This is a genomic window from Veillonella atypica (assembly GCF_041431435.1).
Lineage (GTDB): Bacteria > Bacillota > Negativicutes > Veillonellales > Veillonellaceae > Veillonella > Veillonella atypica.
Map to the genome: position 1 here is coordinate 70,557 of NZ_JAPVXV010000003.1, position 18,156 is coordinate 88,712.

Annotated in this window: 15 protein-coding genes; 1 reads left to right on the forward strand and 14 read right to left on the reverse strand. The window is 40.9% G+C overall.

Annotation, left to right across the window (positions count from 1 at the left end; translation table 11 throughout):
- Positions 1 to 4: 4 nt before the first annotated feature.
- From menH to O3598_RS04455, 14 genes are all read right to left on the reverse strand, one after another.
- On the reverse strand, positions 5 to 865 hold the full coding sequence (gene menH / locus O3598_RS04390) for a 2-succinyl-6-hydroxy-2,4-cyclohexadiene-1-carboxylate synthase (protein WP_371451947.1): 861 nt from the start codon (positions 863 to 865) through the stop codon (positions 5 to 7).
- The gene (gene menD / locus O3598_RS04395; protein WP_371451949.1) at positions 862 to 2,601 is read right to left on the reverse strand and encodes a 2-succinyl-5-enolpyruvyl-6-hydroxy-3-cyclohexene-1-carboxylic-acid synthase; all 1,740 of its coding nucleotides are present in this window, start codon (positions 2,599 to 2,601) and stop codon (positions 862 to 864) included. Before menD ends, menH begins: the two co-directional genes overlap by 4 nt.
- Before the next feature lie 68 nt (positions 2,602 to 2,669).
- Complete coding sequence (locus O3598_RS04400) at positions 2,670 to 3,812, reverse strand: isochorismate synthase (RefSeq protein ID WP_311474960.1); 1,143 nt, start codon at positions 3,810 to 3,812, stop codon at positions 2,670 to 2,672.
- Positions 3,813 to 3,983: 171 nt separating this feature from the next.
- The gene (purD, locus tag O3598_RS04405) at positions 3,984 to 5,246 is read right to left on the reverse strand and encodes a phosphoribosylamine--glycine ligase (RefSeq protein WP_311474959.1); all 1,263 of its coding nucleotides are present in this window, start codon (positions 5,244 to 5,246) and stop codon (positions 3,984 to 3,986) included.
- An 8-nt stretch (positions 5,247 to 5,254) separates the two neighbouring features.
- Positions 5,255 to 6,784 (reverse strand): bifunctional phosphoribosylaminoimidazolecarboxamide formyltransferase/IMP cyclohydrolase, encoded by a 1,530-nt coding sequence (purH, locus tag O3598_RS04410; protein ID WP_316063164.1) that lies wholly within the window; start codon positions 6,782 to 6,784, stop codon positions 5,255 to 5,257.
- An 8-nt stretch (positions 6,785 to 6,792) separates the two neighbouring features.
- Entirely contained in the window at positions 6,793 to 7,413 is a 621-nt protein-coding gene (gene purN / locus O3598_RS04415) for a phosphoribosylglycinamide formyltransferase (protein ID WP_371451952.1), read from the reverse strand.
- Positions 7,406 to 8,467, reverse strand: a complete 1,062-nt coding sequence (gene purM / locus O3598_RS04420) for a phosphoribosylformylglycinamidine cyclo-ligase (RefSeq protein WP_005380238.1) — start codon at positions 8,465 to 8,467, stop codon at positions 7,406 to 7,408. Before purM ends, purN begins: the two co-directional genes overlap by 8 nt.
- On the reverse strand, positions 8,454 to 9,872 hold the full coding sequence (gene purF / locus O3598_RS04425) for an amidophosphoribosyltransferase (RefSeq protein ID WP_371451954.1): 1,419 nt from the start codon (positions 9,870 to 9,872) through the stop codon (positions 8,454 to 8,456). Before purF ends, purM begins: the two co-directional genes overlap by 14 nt.
- Before the next feature lie 14 nt (positions 9,873 to 9,886).
- Positions 9,887 to 10,615 (reverse strand): phosphoribosylaminoimidazolesuccinocarboxamide synthase, encoded by a 729-nt coding sequence (purC, locus tag O3598_RS04430; protein WP_005377738.1) that lies wholly within the window; start codon positions 10,613 to 10,615, stop codon positions 9,887 to 9,889.
- 24 nt (positions 10,616 to 10,639) lie between these two features.
- A complete protein-coding gene (gene purE / locus O3598_RS04435; protein WP_005377732.1) occupies positions 10,640 to 11,131 on the reverse strand; it encodes a 5-(carboxyamino)imidazole ribonucleotide mutase in 492 nt (163 codons plus the stop codon).
- 383 nt (positions 11,132 to 11,514) lie between these two features.
- On the reverse strand, positions 11,515 to 11,955 hold the full coding sequence (locus O3598_RS04440) for a hypothetical protein (protein WP_005377730.1): 441 nt from the start codon (positions 11,953 to 11,955) through the stop codon (positions 11,515 to 11,517).
- 9 nt (positions 11,956 to 11,964) lie between these two features.
- A complete protein-coding gene (locus O3598_RS04445; RefSeq protein ID WP_005377736.1) occupies positions 11,965 to 12,417 on the reverse strand; it encodes a hypothetical protein in 453 nt (150 codons plus the stop codon).
- Positions 12,418 to 12,450: 33 nt separating this feature from the next.
- Positions 12,451 to 13,026, reverse strand: coding sequence for a xanthine phosphoribosyltransferase (locus tag O3598_RS04450; RefSeq protein WP_016475979.1), 576 nt, complete (start codon positions 13,024 to 13,026; stop codon positions 12,451 to 12,453).
- Between the two features lie 113 nt (positions 13,027 to 13,139).
- Positions 13,140 to 14,045, reverse strand: coding sequence for a LysR family transcriptional regulator (locus tag O3598_RS04455; protein ID WP_005377632.1), 906 nt, complete (start codon positions 14,043 to 14,045; stop codon positions 13,140 to 13,142).
- A 247-nt stretch (positions 14,046 to 14,292) separates the two neighbouring features.
- Here O3598_RS04455 and O3598_RS04460 point away from each other — a divergent pair, with 247 nt between their 5' ends.
- On the forward strand, positions 14,293 to 18,036 hold the full coding sequence (locus O3598_RS04460; protein ID WP_371451956.1) for a phosphoribosylformylglycinamidine synthase: 3,744 nt from the start codon (positions 14,293 to 14,295) through the stop codon (positions 18,034 to 18,036).
- Positions 18,037 to 18,156 lie beyond the last annotated feature (120 nt).

An 18,156-nucleotide genomic window follows, 5' to 3' on the forward strand; every position in this document is an offset into this window, starting at 1 on the left:
GATATTACCTTTCCTTATATAAAAAATCTGCTAAGGCCGTCATAAATGGGCCTGGCTTTTCTAAATGTACATTATGTCCCGCCCCATTGACGATGACATGTTCACAGTTTGGTATATTACTAAACAGTTCTTCTCCTATTGTAGTATATTTTGTATCTAGTGCGCCACTAATATATAAAGATGGCATGGATAATTCTTGTAAGCGATGACCCACATAGGGCATTACACCTTGCCCCGAGCCACGCAATGTAGCCGCTAATGCATAAGGACTATTATGAGACCGACGTTGAAACAACTTATCTTGTACAACTGGTGAAAGCTGATGTTGACTTTCAAAAATAGAAATGTTAGCCCATTTAGTAGCAAACCACTCTCCATCATTATCTTCTATAGCTAGTGCTAATTGTTCATCAGCAGCTTTACGCGCTTGTCGCTCTACCTCTGATTCAATGCCAACAGAACCACTTTCTAAGATGAGGTTTTCAATTTCAGAACTATACTCAAGAGCATATAGTAAAGCTAATCGTGCCCCCATGGAGTATCCCATGAGAGAATAGCTTTCACCAGCCACGGCAGAAATCACCGTATGCAAATCGTTGAGCATAGTAGGAATAGAAAAGGCAGTCTCATCCTCTGGAATATCCGAATCTCCATGTCCAATCGTATCGATACGGATAAGTTGATATCCTGGCACAACGATGCCATCCCAGGTATAACCAGACTCAGAAAAACCATGTAAACACACAAGAGGTTTACCGGCGCCAGCTAGCGTCACCCCATATCGATACTCACCAAGATCGACATACATGCGAAGTGCTGGATTGTATAGGGAGTTATCTATAATACTGCAAGCATATTGGCTCATAGTCGGTCCTCCTTGTTTGTAGGAATCTTCGTATATAGCGCATGTAATTCCCGACTTCGTTCTTTAGATGTGGGGATTTCAATAACGTGAACACCTGCTGTTCCTACATAGTTTTGTAACGCATTTTTCAACTCATCATTGCTCGACACACGTACAAAGTCGATACCATATAGGGTCGCAAGGCCACTATAGTCTAGGCCTTGTGCGGTACTAAATAAGTAATCAAAATGCGGCGTTCCCTTTTGCGGCAAATATTCAAAAATGCCACCCCCATCATTATTGTGAACAATGATGGTTACATTTAATGGGTGCGTTTTCGCCACGGCGAGGCCATTCAAATCGTGAAAGAAGGTCAAGTCCCCCGTAAGCAATACGGTAGGCATGCCATTTGTGGCGATGCCAAGGGCGGTAGAAACGGTACCATCAATACCGTTAACGCCACGGTTACCATAGATAATAGCACTGTGACGATTACCAGACCAGAAATAATCCATATCTCGAATACTCATACTATTGGCAACCACAAGTTGGCTATTCTTCGGCAACAATTCTTGTAATAGATGAATCGTATATCCTTCAAATAGCTCTTGTTCCCTAGCTACTGTATCGAGTTGTTTACGGCCTACACCGTCTGCATCAATCCACGTAGCCAAATAGCCATTATCAACTGTATTGAGTTCCTCATCAGCGACTTCTGCATGGACCTCATTTGCCATTACATGAAGCTCAGAAATCTCCATATTCAGTGCATCAACCAAACCTTGTGGTGTCGATTGTACAAAGAGGGTCGTGTTTCCTGCAGGGTTTGTATAGTCCATTGTAGAGCTAACAGATATAATTGGGATATGTTGCATGGATGCCACCCACTGCTGAACGCGCTTAGATACGACCATCTGACCAATTTGTAACATGCAATCTGGTCGCAATGTATCTCGATACACCTCTTGTGAAAGCAATGCATCATAAGATGTAATGACTCGTTCATCATAAACACGACGCATATTGGACAATGGATCACCTAATATTGGCGCATGGAATATATTAGATAGACCAAGAATGGCATCGGTATCCTCAAGATTCGTACTTGGCCCCGCTAAGATAAGCACTTTTTTATTCGCAAGGAGGTCATAGATAGTGCATACATCACCTGGCTGAATAGCAGCCGGAACAACAGAAAATGGTTGTCTGCCACATTCAAAATGTCTCCCATCTAACTCCGGTACCAATGGCTCAAAGAGCGGTACATTAATATGCACCGGTCCCCTTTTCACATCCATAGACTTCATATAAGCCTTACGAGCTACTAGGCGCGGATATGTATAGTAATGCTCCTGTTGTGGTACTGCCAATTCCTCGTAATAATTAACAGCTGTACCAAATATTTTTTGTTGATCTACCGTTTGTGGAGCCCCTACATGTTGCAATGTGTGAGGCCTATCTGCGGATAAAATAATCAAGGGTACACCGCTATATTGTGCTTCTAGTACAGCCGGCATATAATGTGCTACCGCTGAGCCCGACGTGCACACGAGAATTACAGGCTTTCTATGGGCCTTTGCGATGCCTAAGGCCATAAATCCTGCGGACCTTTCGTCAATATTCATATAGGTTTCAAAAGCACCGTGTTCCCTAAATAGCATGGCCATTGTTGTAGAGCGCGAACCAGGGCTAAACACGGCATATGTGATGCCTAATCGGGCGAATTCATCCACCAAGGCGGCGATATATTCATTCATGTAATTTCTCCGTAATATAGATGAGGATATATTCCTCATCATATTTTTTCGCACTAAATCTTTACCATTTACAATGCATCTAGAATAGTACGCATTTTATTATTAGTCTCTATATATTCTTCATCCGCATCAGAATCGGCAACCACACCACATCCTGCATAGGCATAGAGAATATTATCCATAATCAAAGCGGAACGAATGGCAACGACAACAATGCCATCCCCCATATCCTTCATAAAACCAAATGGTGCAGCGTACATACCGCGCTCATGAGCTTCGTATGTTTCTAAGAGAGCCATCGCCTTCTCTCGTGGTTCACCACCAAGAGCCGGTGTTGGATGTAGTAATTTTGCCCATTCTACGAGAGATTTTGTGCTATCTTTTGCAGTAATAATGGTACGTAAATGATAGAGATGAGCTAGCTCCATAATACCAGTTTCCCCCACCGTAACGTCTGGAGTGATTTGCTTCATCGTGTTCACGATACGGTCACGGACGATATTATGTTCAAAGAGATTTTTCTTATCACTTAGCAACTGTTCCTTAGTCCACGCATCAGGGCCATCCTTTGGCGCGGTTCCAGCCAGTGCATAGCTAAGAATTTCGCTACCACGATGACGCACCAAAATTTCAGGAGAGGCCCCCACAAAGGTGCGCCCATCCTTCTCATAGCCAAAGATGAAACAGTTCGGATTATTTTCAACCAAATTGGCCAAGATACTCGCCACATTAAACGGTGTATCACTTGTGAATTGCACCTCACGGGATGCGACCACCTTTGTCATCTCTCCACGGCCGATTCCATCTGAAATGGCATTCATCAAGCGGTCCCAATCGCCTTTATCATCACTAGTTTCACGGAAATCATGACGAATATGAGGCACTTCTATATCTTCGATGCTAACACTTTCACCAGCATGCAAATAAAAGGCTTCTCCATTTTCTACGATGTAGTAATGGGTGAACGCAATCATTTCATGCCCCATTCCCAACCACTTAGGATCCTTTGATGTGTCAAAAAAAGTATCCCCATAAAATACATACGCATAATTATGGCGGTCCTCATCATCTTTAACTGTGGCTAGACGTTTAGCGCCTACAACAATACGATTACTTTGCCGGTCCACCCAAAAAACACGTTCCTCATTGGGGAAATTAAGCCAAAAGGCTACAGGACTATTCAGTTGTAACGGTTCTTTATTATAAATCATAATGGTATATCGCTATTACAAAGAAAACAGACTCTATTACATCACCAAATGTCATCTACATTGGTGTTTCTATGTATATCGATATTATTATATCACGGGTACATACTAAATTATAGGCAATAAAAATCCCCTACACCGTATGCATATGCATATAGTATAGGGGATTATGTATTATTTGAAAGCTTTTGCACCAATATCCTTACGATATTGCATGCCCTTAAATGTAATATGATCAACACGCTCATAGGCACGGTCTAAAGCGGTTCGCAAATCCTTACCCAGTCCCACAACACCAAGAACACGACCACCATTCGTGACATAATGGTCACCTTCTAACTTCGTACCAGAATGAAAAATGATGGATGTATCATACTGTACAAGTTCACCTAAGATGACATCGCCTTTAGACGAGGTTTCGGGATAGCCTTTTGAAGCGAGAATGACACAGGCAGCAGAAGAATCTTTCCATTTCACCATATTAGGTTGTAATGTACCTGTAGCACAGGCCATCATAATTTGTCCTAAATCACCTTCCAACAATGGTAATACCACTTGTGTCTCTGGATCGCCAAAGCGAGCATTAAATTCCACGACCTTAGGGCCTTCACTAGTAATCATAAGGCCTGCATAAAGACAGCCCACATATGGCATACCTTCCTTTGCCATGGCTGCTACCATAGGCTCTAAAATGGTCTTCATGGCTTCATCGCGCAATGCATCAGTTAGCACAGGTGCTGGTGCATAGGTTCCCATACCGCCTGTATTAGGACCCTTATCACCATCAAAGATACGTTTATGATCTTGAGACGCAATCATAGGAACTACGGTCTTACCATCTACAAAGGCAAGAAGGCTCGCTTCTTCACCTGCCATGAATTCCTCAATAACAACGGTACTACCAGCCTCGCCAAAGCGATTTCCGCTTAGCATGTCATCAACTGCTGCATTAGCTTCTTCAACAGTCATTGCCACTACAACACCCTTGCCAGCTGCTAGGCCATCTGCTTTCACCACAATAGGGGCCCCTGTTTTGGCGATGAATTGTTTTGCTTCATCTACATTGGAGAATACACCGTAAGCAGCTGTAGGGATATTATATTTTTTCATCAGATCTTTAGCAAAGACCTTAGAACCTTCCAATTGAGCAGCCGCCTTAGAAGGCCCAAACACAGGGATTCCTGCTTCATGCAACGCATCTGCAAGACCTGCCACAAGAGGCGCTTCAGGACCTACAACAACAAGGTCCACCTTATTATCTTTCAAAAAACGGATAAGATGATCCGTATGAGACCAATCAATGCCTACTAGTTCAGCACAATTTTTCATAGCTGCACTGCCAGGAACGGCATACACCTTTTCTACACTCGGACTGATGGATAAACGCCACGCTATAGCGTGTTCGCGGCCGCCATTACCGATTACGCAAACCTTCATAGTTACCTCTAATGTTTAAAATGACGAATGCCTGTAAATACCATCGCAATACCTGCTTCATCAGCAGCCTTAATGGATTCTTCATCACGGATAGAACCACCTGGTTGGATAATAGCAGCTATACCATGTTTAGCCGCTGTTTCTACGGTATCGCCAAATGGGAAGAACGCATCAGATGCAAGAACAGCCCCTTTTGCAGCCTCTCCAGCTTGTTCAAGGGCAATTTTAGCCGATCCAACGCGATTCATTTGACCGGCACCAACACCTAGTGTTCGTTTCTCGTTAGAAATTAAGATAGCATTGGACTTTACATGCTTTACAAGCTTCCATGCAAATTCAAGAGCTTTCCATTGTTCTTCTGTAGGTTGCGCCTTTGTAACAACCTTATAATTAGCACGGTCTTCTACGATGTCATCTTCCGTTTGTACGAGCATACCGCCAGACACCTTTTTCACAGTTACTTGGCCAGATTCAGGCTTAGATAACTCGATGAGACGAATATTTTTCTTCGCTTCCAAAATATCTAGAGCTTCCTTTGTGAAAGCTGGCGCCATGATAACTTCTAAGAAAATCTTGCTCATTTCTTCGGCAGTGGCCACATCAACTTCGCGATTTAACGCAACGATGCCACCAAAGGCGGATACAGAATCGGCTTCATAGGCATTGATATACGCATCGTGTAATGTTGCTGCCGTTGCAGCACCACAAGGATTCGTATGCTTAATAATGCAAGCAGCAGGATTAGTAAATTCCCACACCATATTCCACGCAGCTTCCATATCGACGATATTGTTATAGGATAATTCCTTACCGTGTAGTTGTTTTAATGCCCCCATGCCGTGAGCCTTGCCAATTTCTTTATAAAAAGCTGCCTTTTGATGAGGATTTTCGCCATAACGAAGGTCCATAACCTTTTCATAAGCACTTAAATATTCAGGAGGTGTAGGGCCTTCTCCAATAACACCACTCATATAATTAGCAATCGCCGTATCATATGCTGCAGTATGAGCAAATGCTTCTTTAGCGAGTGCAAAACGATAGTCTTGGGTCAACGCGCCATTCGTTTTAAGCATTTCTAGAATTTCATCATAGTGATCAGGGTTAACCACAATGCCTACATATGCATTATTTTTAGCCGCAGAACGCACCATAGTCGGGCCCCCAATATCTATATTTTCAATAGCATCTTCTAATGAAACATTTGGTTTTGCAATCGTTTCGCGGAAAGGATATAAATTTACAACCACTAAATCGATTGGTAAAATACCGTGTTCTTCCATAGCGGCTTGATGCTTTGCATTATCACGAATCGCTAAGATGCCACCATGTACCTTTGGATGTAACGTCTTTACACGACCATCCATCATTTCAGGAAAACCGGTAAGAGATTCTACAGCCTTTGCAGGAACGCCTGCATCAGAAATAGCTTTCAACGTGCCACCTGTAGAATAGATGGTCACCCCTAAGTCTACAAGACCTTTGGCAAAGTCGACAATACCTGTTTTATCAGAAACACTAAGTAATGCGTTTTGAATCATCGTTCCTCCTAAATATAATGTACAATGCGTCCTTCTATACGTAATACATCTTCACAGAACAAGCGAAGTGCTTCACGATATGTTGCATGTTCTACGGGTAATAATCGTTCGGATAAGGTATCCTCTGTATCATCTGGATATACAGGAACCGTATTTTGCATGATGATAGGTCCTGTATCCATACCAGCATCTACAAAGTGAACGGTACAACCTGTTACTTTTACACCCGCATCGATAGCCTGTTGATGACCATGAAGCCCTGGAAAGGATGGCAATAGAGCAGGATGAATATTTAAAATCTTATGCTCATAGCGAGCAATAAGGCCGGTCCCTACAATACGCATGTAACCTGCCAACACAATACCATCAACACAATACGGCTCAAGAACATCCAATTGAGCTTGTTCAAAGGCTTGCTTTGAATCAAATTGATTACGTTCAATAGCAATAAGTGGAATGCCCCATCCTTTAGAGCGTTCTACAATACCTGCATCTGCATGGTCTGTGATAATAACGACAAACTCTCCATTGATAAGCCCCTCTTGCATCGCCTTGTACAAGGCTTCGCCATTTGAGCCTCTACCACTGGCAAATAGAGCAAGACGCTTTTTAGATACGGAATTAGTCATTAAATACCGCCCCTTTTACGACAACAGGACCTTCGCCTGCAACGATACGACCAATTTCATATACAGCTTCATTTCGGCTTTCAAGATTAGCTTTCACCGTATCTACATCATCGGCATCGACGATGAGAATCATACCGATACCCATGTTAAACGTACGGTACATTTCATGCCAATCCACATTGCCCCATTCTTGCAATTTTGTAAACACAGGAAGGCGTGGCCATGTATCACAATCTACCTCAGCAGTTACGCCATTTGGTAGTACGCGAGGAATGTTTTCATAGAAACCACCGCCTGTGATATGAACCATACCTTTGATATAGTTTTCTTTAATCAACGGTAATACAGCTTTAGGATACAAGCGTGTTGGTGTTAATAGTTCTTCGCCAAGGGTTTTACCAAATTCTGGAATGTCTTGATCTATAGAGAAACCCTTATGGTCGAAAACGATTTTACGAACCAAGGAGAACCCATTGGAATGAACACCGGAGGATGGCAAACCAAGAATGACATCACCAGATTTAATATGTTCACCTGTAATCAGTTTAGGACGATCTACAATACCTACGGCAAAACCTGCCACATCATAGTCACCTTCACCATAGAAACCAGCCATCTCAGCTGTTTCCCCACCAAGGAGAGCACAACCTGATTCTTCACAAGCATTAGCGACGCCGCGTACGATATCAGCGACTTGTACGGGATCAAGTTTACCAACCGCTACATAGTCTAAGAAGAACAGAGGCGTTGCCCCTTGCACAAGAATATCATTTACACTCATGGCAACACAGTCTTGTCCAATCGTATCATGTTTATCCATCATGATAGCGAGGCGCAATTTTGTGCCAACACCGTCTGTGCCAGATACGAGCATTGGTTCTTCCATGGAATGACCTGCTAAGGAGTATAGGCCACCAAAGCCACCTAAATCACCTACAACACCTGCTGTGTATGTTCTTTTTACGGATTCTTTCATCAACTCTACGGCTTTATTACCGGCATCGATATCTACACCTGCATCACGATAGGTTAATCCTGTTTTATTCGAGCACATATTTGACCCCTTCCTCTTGTTCTGTAGGCACATCTACCCTGTAATCGCCATTGAAACAAGCGAAACATAAATCCGCTTCTGGCACGCCGCTAATAGCTCGGCACAAGCCTTCTTTTGATAGATAATGCAATTTATCTGCCTTAATATAATCTCTAATTTCTTCAATTGTATGTGTGGCCGCAATCAATTCTTTACGAACCGATGTATCAATACCATAGTGACAAGAATATTCGATAGCCGGCGAGCTAACACACATATAGATTTCCTTAGCGCCTGCCTCTTTTAACATCTTAACGATAAGGCCACTTGTGGTACCACGCACGATAGAGTCATCGATTAATACAATACGTTTACCGCCTACAACCTCTGGCATAGCATTTAGCTTCATACGCACAGCTAGTTCCCGTTCTTCTTGATTAGGTTTGATAAATGTACGTCCACTGTATCGATTTTTAATCAAACCTTCTGCAAAAGGGATGCCCGACGCACAAGCATATCCAAGAGCAGCCGTCGTGCCAGAGTCTGGAATAGACATGACGATATCTGCATCATATTTAGTTTCATTATATAGTTCACGTCCCATATTGAGTCGTGTTTCATATACAGATTGTCCATCAATTTTACTATCGGAGCGCGCAAAATAAATATATTCAAAGACACAAAGTTTTTTATCAATTTTTTGAGGTTCTGCATAGATTGTGCTGCGCACACCACGATCATCGATAATAACCATCTCACCTGGGTCAATATCGCGAATAAATTCAGCCTTTATAGCATCAAAAGCACAGCTTTCACTAGATAACACATAGCCATGTTCAGTCTTACCTAAGCAAAGAGGTCTAAAGCCTTGAGGATCGCGAACCCCAACGAGAGAGTCATTAGTTGTAATAACCAAGGAAAAGGCCCCTTCGATTTGACGTGCCGCATCAGCAATGCGTTCCTCTTGCGTATCAGCCTTAGAACGAGCGATTAAGTTTACGATAACCTCTGAATCCATAGTTGTTTGAAAAATGGAACCATCTGCTTCAAGTTGACGACGGATGCCTAGAGCATTCGTCAAATTGCCATTATGAGCCACTGCAATTTGGCCACCTTGATAATGGATTACAAGAGGTTGAATATTACGTGGGTTATTAGAGCCAGTTGTAGAATACCGAACATGACCAGTCCCCATATGGCTTTTTAATGTTGGTAATTCCTTGATAGCCTCAGTCAATAAACCCATACCTTTTTTTAGAGCCACTTCATTACCATCGGTAATAGCGATACCTGCACTTTCTTGACCGCGGTGTTGAAGGGCAAACAATCCCCAGTATACATATCGTGCAACGTCAACAGTGCGGTCAAACACACCAAAGACGCCACATTCTTCATGCCATTTGTCAAAAATTGGATCGTAGTTCATCAATAACCCCCAGGTTATGCACGTTCGCCCGTTAAGCGGAATAACATTTCTTTATAAGCTTCTTCGATATTGCCAAGGTCGCGACGGAAACGGTCTTTATCGAGTTTTTCACCTGTTGTTGCATCCCAGAAACGGCATGTATCAGGAGAAATTTCGTCACCAAGCAATACTTCTCCATTATGTGTACCAAATTCAAGTTTAAAATCGACTAATGTTACATTCTTAGTAGCCAAGAAGTTTTTAAGGATATCGTTAACCTTCATAGTAATTTCGGAAATTCTATCCAATTGTTCTTGCGTAGCCCAGCCAAGAGCTGTGATTTGAGATTCGTTGGCAAATGGATCGCCAAGTTCATCATTTTTGTAGCAGAATTCAAGAATTGGATGTTTAAGAGGCGTACCTTCTTCAATGCCAAAACGTTTAGCCATAGAACCAGCAGCAATATTACGAACGATAACTTCTAGAGGAACAATGTTCAACGTCAATACTGTTTGGTTACGGTCATCTTCACGACGAACGAAATGTGTTGGAACGCCTTCTTTTTTCAATAATTCAAAGAAGAATGAGGAAATTTTATTATTCAATACGCCTTTACCAAGGATAGTATCATGTTTTTCACCATTAAATGCAGTGGCATCATCTTTGTAGTGAACAATATATGTTTCCTTGTCATCTGTTTGATACACTTGTTTTGCTTTGCCTTCGTATAAAAGTGTTAATTTTTCCAAATCGATATTAGCCATGATAGTAATCCTCCTATGTAATAATTATTTATTTAATTCTGCTTGTAATGCAGCATTATCTGCTAAAACCTTGTCAGCCATATCTTTGCGATAGGCAACATATTTTTCTTTTAGTTCCTTGTTGAAAGTAGCACCGATTTGTACTGCAAATAATGCAGCATTTTTTGCACCATCTACGGCCATTGTTGCTACTGGCATACCAGACGGCATTTGTACGATTGCCAAGAGGGAATCAATGCCCTTTAATGCGGTTGCATTAAGAGGAATACCGATAACAGGTACGGTTGTAAAACTTGCCACCACTCCAGGTAGATGGGCTGCAGCGCCTGCACCTGCGATAAAAGCGATTGCTCCTTCTGCTTCTAGACGCTCCACAAAGGACTTAACAGCCTCTGGTGTACGATGCGCAGAAGCGATCACCATTTCATAAGGAATATTGAATTCATCTAATATAGCAGATGCTTTTTTCATCGTGTCTAGGTCAGATTTACTGCCCATGATAATGCCAACCTTCATTGTTCCTCCTTAATAAAAAAACTCGACCTAAAAAGGCCGAGTTTACACACTGATAGCGTTAGCAGAAATAGTCATAATAGTAACGGATGTTAAGTTCATATGTCTCTTCATGATAACGCCTCCTTATCTGTATCTAAATTGTATCAGACCAATTTGTATCGGTCAATCATTTTTCGAATAATAATTATATTAGTTTTTATAATTGTTCGTTATATTCCGAACTATACAATACTTATATTAAAGATTGCACAGTATGATACGAATAATAATTATTATGTACGAATGTACATTGATAAAAAAAGACTTCCACACATAGGTATGGAAGTCCCTTGTATTCTATTCCCTATTCACACGATATACTATCTTATAAGGAATATCATATTTTATTGTACATTGCTTTCAAAAGCAGCTTTTAAATCGCCAACGGCCTCAGGAATATAATCCACAATCGACGTCATTAAAGCATACATCAACTCTGGTATAAACTCATCATTAGCACACATGTAGACGCAATCTAAATACAATGTAGAATCTTGTTCATCAATATAGAATTTATAGTTTTTATACATTGCATTCTCACGATTGATCAATGCATTAATGGCCGCCATATTCTGTGCTGTTACCTTTTCAGGGCCAAGCACCAAACGGATAACACTGTAAATACTATTATCTAAGATCACGAACATCGGCATATCCCAAAGCGGTGATTTAATATAGGATCGATATACGACTGTACCGTCTTCATCATCAAAATCTTTACGCTCAAAAGCCGTTACTTCTTCTGCCTTCATGAATTTATCAAAGGCTAATGCTTTAGGATTCATACTAACCTCTTATTTTGCTTGTCCTACAATTTTCAAAATTTCTGGATGAACTTCATCTAAGTGCGGTTTAATAACCTCTAACATAAGATTAACCAATACTGCGGGTTCAAATGTTTCAGCTGTAGATGGCACAGAAATATCAGTGTAAATATTGCTATCTTCATCATTTACATAGTATTTTGTCACTTTAAATTGTTGGTTAAGCTCATTCAATTTAGGCAATACTTTTTTAATGGCTGCATCTGTAATGCTCGTTGTTGTAACTGCAACACGAATATAGGAGAATACAGAATCATCCAACACGATAAAAACAGGTAAAGAATTACCATGAATTTCTAAACGACCATGGTATACAACCGTATTGTATTCATCGCCTTCAATAACATCCTTTGTAAACCATTTATTGCCAGATTTTTCAATGTCCGCTACTAGTACATCAAATTTCTCAGCTTTTACGTTCATTATTTCTACCTCTCTCCGCAAAAAACTATAGGACTAGTCCTCTATAAAAACACATTTATTATCTTTAAATTCTTTGATGCGCACTAAGGATTCAACACGGAAACCAGCATTTTCTAAGCGTTCACGACCTGGTTGGAAAGACTTTTCAATAGCAATTGCCATACCAACCACTTCATCGCCTGCATCTTTTACAAGTTTAGCAAGCCCCATAGCTGCTTCACCAGAGGCCAAGAAGTCATCAATAATTAAAACTTTTTCGCCTGCTGGCAAGAATTTTTTAGAAATTGTAATGTCATAATTTTCTTCTTTTGTATAAGAATATACAACAGAATGATACACATCATCGACCATAAGAATAGATTTTTTCTTACGAGCAAATACTAATGGCACATCTAGTTCAAGAGCAGCCATCAATGCCAAGGCAATACCAGATGCTTCAATGGTAACAATACGTTGAACACCAGCATCACGATAGCGGTCAGCAATTTCTTTACCAATAGCTTTAAATAATTGTGGATCGATTTGGTGATTCAAAAAACCATCAACTTTTAATACACGATTGTTTAAGACAATACCTTCTTCACGAATGCGTTGTTTTAATAATTCCATTTCGTTTTACCTCCGCATAACTATCTTTAAATTTTAACGTAAATCAACGCTTAGGGTCAACAAAAAAACACACTTTATTGAAAAAAAGAATAAAGTGTGTTTGTAATTCATATTTATAAAACTTTGTCTCGTTTATCTTCACGATTAGTCAATAAATTTGTAAATCTAGCAGCGCCTTCGGATTGTGGAACGAGACGCGACCGAACAAGTACGATATCTCGCGTTGGCACAGGAATATCTGTATCAATTTTTACGACAGTACCTTCTTGCATTTTTTCTTGCACCACATTACTTGGCAACATAGCGATTCCCATGTTAATTTCCACAAGATCGAGGAGAACGTCTACACTACTCAATTCAAAACGCGGTTTACTACAAGCACCATGCGTTACTTCATCAAAGAAAGTACGGCTAGCTGTTCCCTTTTGTAGTAACAACATAGGCTCACTTAGCAAGCGGCCTTGGTCAAAGAAGCCTGCCCCTTTATATTCATGACCGCCCACAAAAATATCTTGGATGCTCGCCAAGGTAGTAACTTCTAATTGTGTATTGCTACGCAAACCTTCGTAGTCATTAACTACAGCTAACTGCACTTCTTTATTAATGACCATTTCCACACAATCTGGGGACGGTCTGTTTATGATATGCAAGCCAATTTGATTTTCTTGCAATTGCCATTTATGAAAATAGGGCAACAAGAAATGACGACACAGTGTATCTGTAGCAGCAATATTCAAGCTTTCGTAAGCTTGATTCACCCGTTCTTGTAATTGCGTAATCCCATTATCTAGAATGGAAAATGCTTTGGCTACTGTATCGAATAATTCCTTGCCTTCTGGCGTAAATGCTACCGATTTAGTAGTGCGCACAAATAAAGGCATTTTTAATTCGCCTTCTAATTGTTTGATACTTTGACTAATTGCGGACTGCGAAACACCTAGCTCTTTTGCAGCGCGAGAAAATGACAAATACAACCCAACTCCTAAAAATGATCTATATAGATCTGCTGATACTGCCATTTTATCCTCCTCTGTTATATACTAATAGTATAGTAATACATTATTAATATTCTACTTTTTACTCAAAACAAGATGCTATTATTACGGTTTATGAAATTTTGGTCTTATGACCTTCATGAAAACTTCATATCTATAAGTAGCGTTAATCTTTATATAAGTAAGATTATCTTTACTTATAAGTCTAGACCGACTATACTTATCTTGTCAACACCAGAACTCATTTATTCTGCATATTACAGGAGGCTATATGGCTATTCAACGACTATTTGTAAGAAAACGTGATGCTTTCGCTAATGAAGCAGCACATGTATTAGCTACATTACAGCAAGAATTACATGTACCAGCTACAGCCGTGCAAATCTATGAACGTTATGATGTAGAAAATCTTAGCGATGACGCATTACAAAAGGCTAAACATTTGATTTTTTCTGAACCACCTGTTGATTTAGTAGCAGAAACATTAGATATTCCAGCAAATGCTTTTGTCTTTGCTATCGAATATGTACCAGGACAATACGATCAACGTGCAGACAGTGCAGAGCAATGTATTTCTATGCTCACACTTACAACAGGTCATACCGTTCGTTGTGCAAGAGTATTTGTCATAGAAGGTACTTTTACAGACGAAGAAAAAGAATCAATCAAACAATATTACATCAATCCTGTTGATTCTAGAGAAGCAAGTCTCGAGTTACCTGATACCTTGGCACTTAAACTAGAAGAGCCAGAAGATGTAGCTATCATCGACGGTTTTACAGAAATGTCAGAGGATGCACTACAAGATATGATTAGCGAATATGGACTCGCTATGACATTGGCAGATATCAAATTAATTCAAAAGCAATACAAGAATGTAGAAAAACGCAATCCAACGATTACAGAAATTCGCTTATTCGATACATATTGGTCTGACCATTGCCGCCATACTACATTTATGACAGAGTTAACGGATATTACTATCGAAGAGAGTCGTTTCACAGAACCAATCAAGGAAGCACTAGAAGAATATACTGAAGGTCGCAATTTGTTATATACAACTAAGGTAAAAGCTCGTTCTCTCATGGATATGGCCACATTAGCTGTAAAAGAATTGCGTCATGCAGGCGGTCTTACTAACCTTGATGAATCCGAAGAAATCAATGCATGTACTATCATCGTTCCCGTTGATGTAGATGGCAAAGAAGAAGAATGGCTCTTGCTATTCAAAAACGAAACTCACAATCACCCAACTGAAATTGAACCTTTTGGTGGTGCTGCCACATGTCTTGGCGGTTGTATCCGCGATCCTCTAAGTGGCCGTTCTTATGTATATCAAGCTATGCGCATCACTGGTAGCGGAGACCCTCGCACACCGCTAGCCGATACACTAGAAGGCAAGCTACCACAAAAGAAAATTACTGTTGAAGCCGCACGTGGCTATTCCTCCTATGGTAACCAAATCGGCCTTGCTACTGGTGAAGTTAAAGAATACTATCATCCAGGTTATGTGGCAAAACGCATGGAAATCGGTGCTGTTATCGGTGCTGCTCCGCGCAATCAAGTGCGACGTGAAGTACCAACACCAGGTGATATCATCGTACTACTCGGAGGTAAAACAGGTCGTGATGGCTGCGGTGGGGCTACAGGTTCTTCTAAGGAACATACATTAGAATCCCTCGCTACATGTGGTGCAGAGGTTCAAAAAGGGAATGCCCTTACAGAACGTAAAATTCAACGCTTATTCCGTCGCCCTGAGGTAACAATACTCATCAAACGTTGTAATGACTTTGGTGCTGGTGGTGTCTCCGTAGCCATCGGTGAACTAACAGATGGCGTTACCATCAACCTTGACTTAGTACCTAAAAAATACGACGGTCTCGATGGTACAGAACTCGCTATTTCCGAATCCCAAGAACGTATGGCTTGCGTCATTGCACCAACCGATGTTGATGCATTTATGAAGTATTGCGATGAAGAAAATCTTGAATGCACAATCGTTGCCGATGTAACCGATACAAATCGCCTCATCATGACATGGCGCGGAGAAACAATTGTCGATATCAGTCGTGATTTCTTAAATACAAATGGAGCGAGTCAACAACAAGAAGCTGTAGTGACAGCTCCTACTGAAAAATCTTATTTCCGCCGTGGTTCTGCAAGTGCCGACAATTTCAAAGATCAATGGCTCGAAGCAATATCTATATTAAACACTGCTTCTCAACAAGGCCTTGTTGAACGCTTTGATAGCACAGTTGGGGCCAACACAGTGCTCATGCCATTTGGTGGTAAATATCAAAAAACACCTACCCAAGGTATGGTGGCAAAATTACCAGTTCTTCACGGTGAAACAACAACTGCTAGTATCATGACACATGGCTTTGTACCTGAATTGTCCGCTTGGAGTCCATACCATGGCGCACAATATGCCGTGCTTTTATCCGTTGCAAAACTTGTGGCACTCGGTGGTCGTCGTCAAGATGCATACCTTACTTTACAAGAATACTTTGAACGTTTACACTCCAAAGAATCTTGGGGTAAACCGGTAGCAGCACTTCTAGGTGCGTACAAAGCGCAAAAAGAACTTGAAATCGGTGCCATTGGCGGCAAAGATTCTATGAGTGGTACATTTATGGATTTAACGGTACCGCCTACCCTCGTATCCTTTGCAGCGGTAACAGCACCTGTTAAACATATTGTAAGCCAAGATTTAAAAGGACCTGACCATCGTCTCGTATACTTTGATGTACCTCGTACGTACAACGATACACCTGACTGGGATCACTTCAAAGAAAATTGTGATATCTTACAAGAGGAAATTGAAAAAGGTCGCGTATACTCTGCCTATGTAGTAGACCAAGGTGGCATCCCTGAAGCAGTTTCCAAAATGGCTCTCGGCAATAAAATTGGCGTTAAGTTCGACAAATATGCAGAACGAGCTATTTTCCAACCAGCTATTGGTTCTTTCATCGTAGAAGTAGATATTACAGCGGTTAACCATTTACTTGAATTGTCCGACGTTCGCGTTATTGCAGTTACCCAAGACAAACCTGTCATCGAATGGAACGGCCAATCTGTAACACTTGATGAAATCGAAAAAGCATACGAAAAACCATTATCAGATATATTCCCATTGGAAGCAAAATCCGGTACTGGTGAAGCGGTAGCTTACATTCACGATCAACACGCAAAGCCTCGCAGTACCTCCTTAGGTGCTAAACCAAAGGTACTTATCCCTGTATTCCCTGGCACTAACTGTGAATTCGATTCCGCTCGTGCTTTTGAACGAGCTGGTGCTATTGCAGACATCGTACTGATTCGCAATCAAACGCCAGAACAATTAAAAGAGTCTATTGACGTAATCAAAGCTAAATTAGCAGAGTCTCAAATTCTTATGTTCCCTGGTGGATTTAGCGGCGGCGATGAACCAGATGGGTCTGGTAAATTCATGGCTACCCTATTCCGCAACCCATATCTTGCAGAAGGCCTCGAAAACCTACTTTATAAACAAGATGGTCTAGTTCTCGGTATCTGTAACGGTTTCCAAGCGTTGATTAAATTAGGTCTATTGCCTGGTGGCCATATTGAAACATTAACGGCAGATCACCCTACCTTGACATACAATACCATTGGACGCCACGTATCTCGTATGGCTAACACTAAGGTTATTTCTACAAAATCTCCTTGGATGTGTGAAGCTAAGGCTGGCGAAATTTATACGGTTCCTATATCTCATGGTGAAGGTCGGTTTATCGCATCTCCTCAACAAGTATTGGAATTCAATAAAACTGGTCAAATCGCTACACAATATGTCGACTTTGACGGTATAGCATCCATGGATGGACGATTTAATCCTAACCAATCCGTGGCTGCTATCGAAGGTATTTATAGCCCTGATGGCCGCGTATTTGGTAAAATGGCGCACTCCGAACGCTGTGGTTCAGATATTAGTAAAAATATTCCAGGCAACTTAGAAATGCCAATCTTCACATCCGGCGTAAAATACTTTAAATAATCTATATGGCCCATTCTTCGGAATGGGCTATATTTACAAACTTTCACAATACACATTCTAATATGTGAAAGTTAACACAGTTATATCACATTGACATATATCGATATATTGATTTTTTTC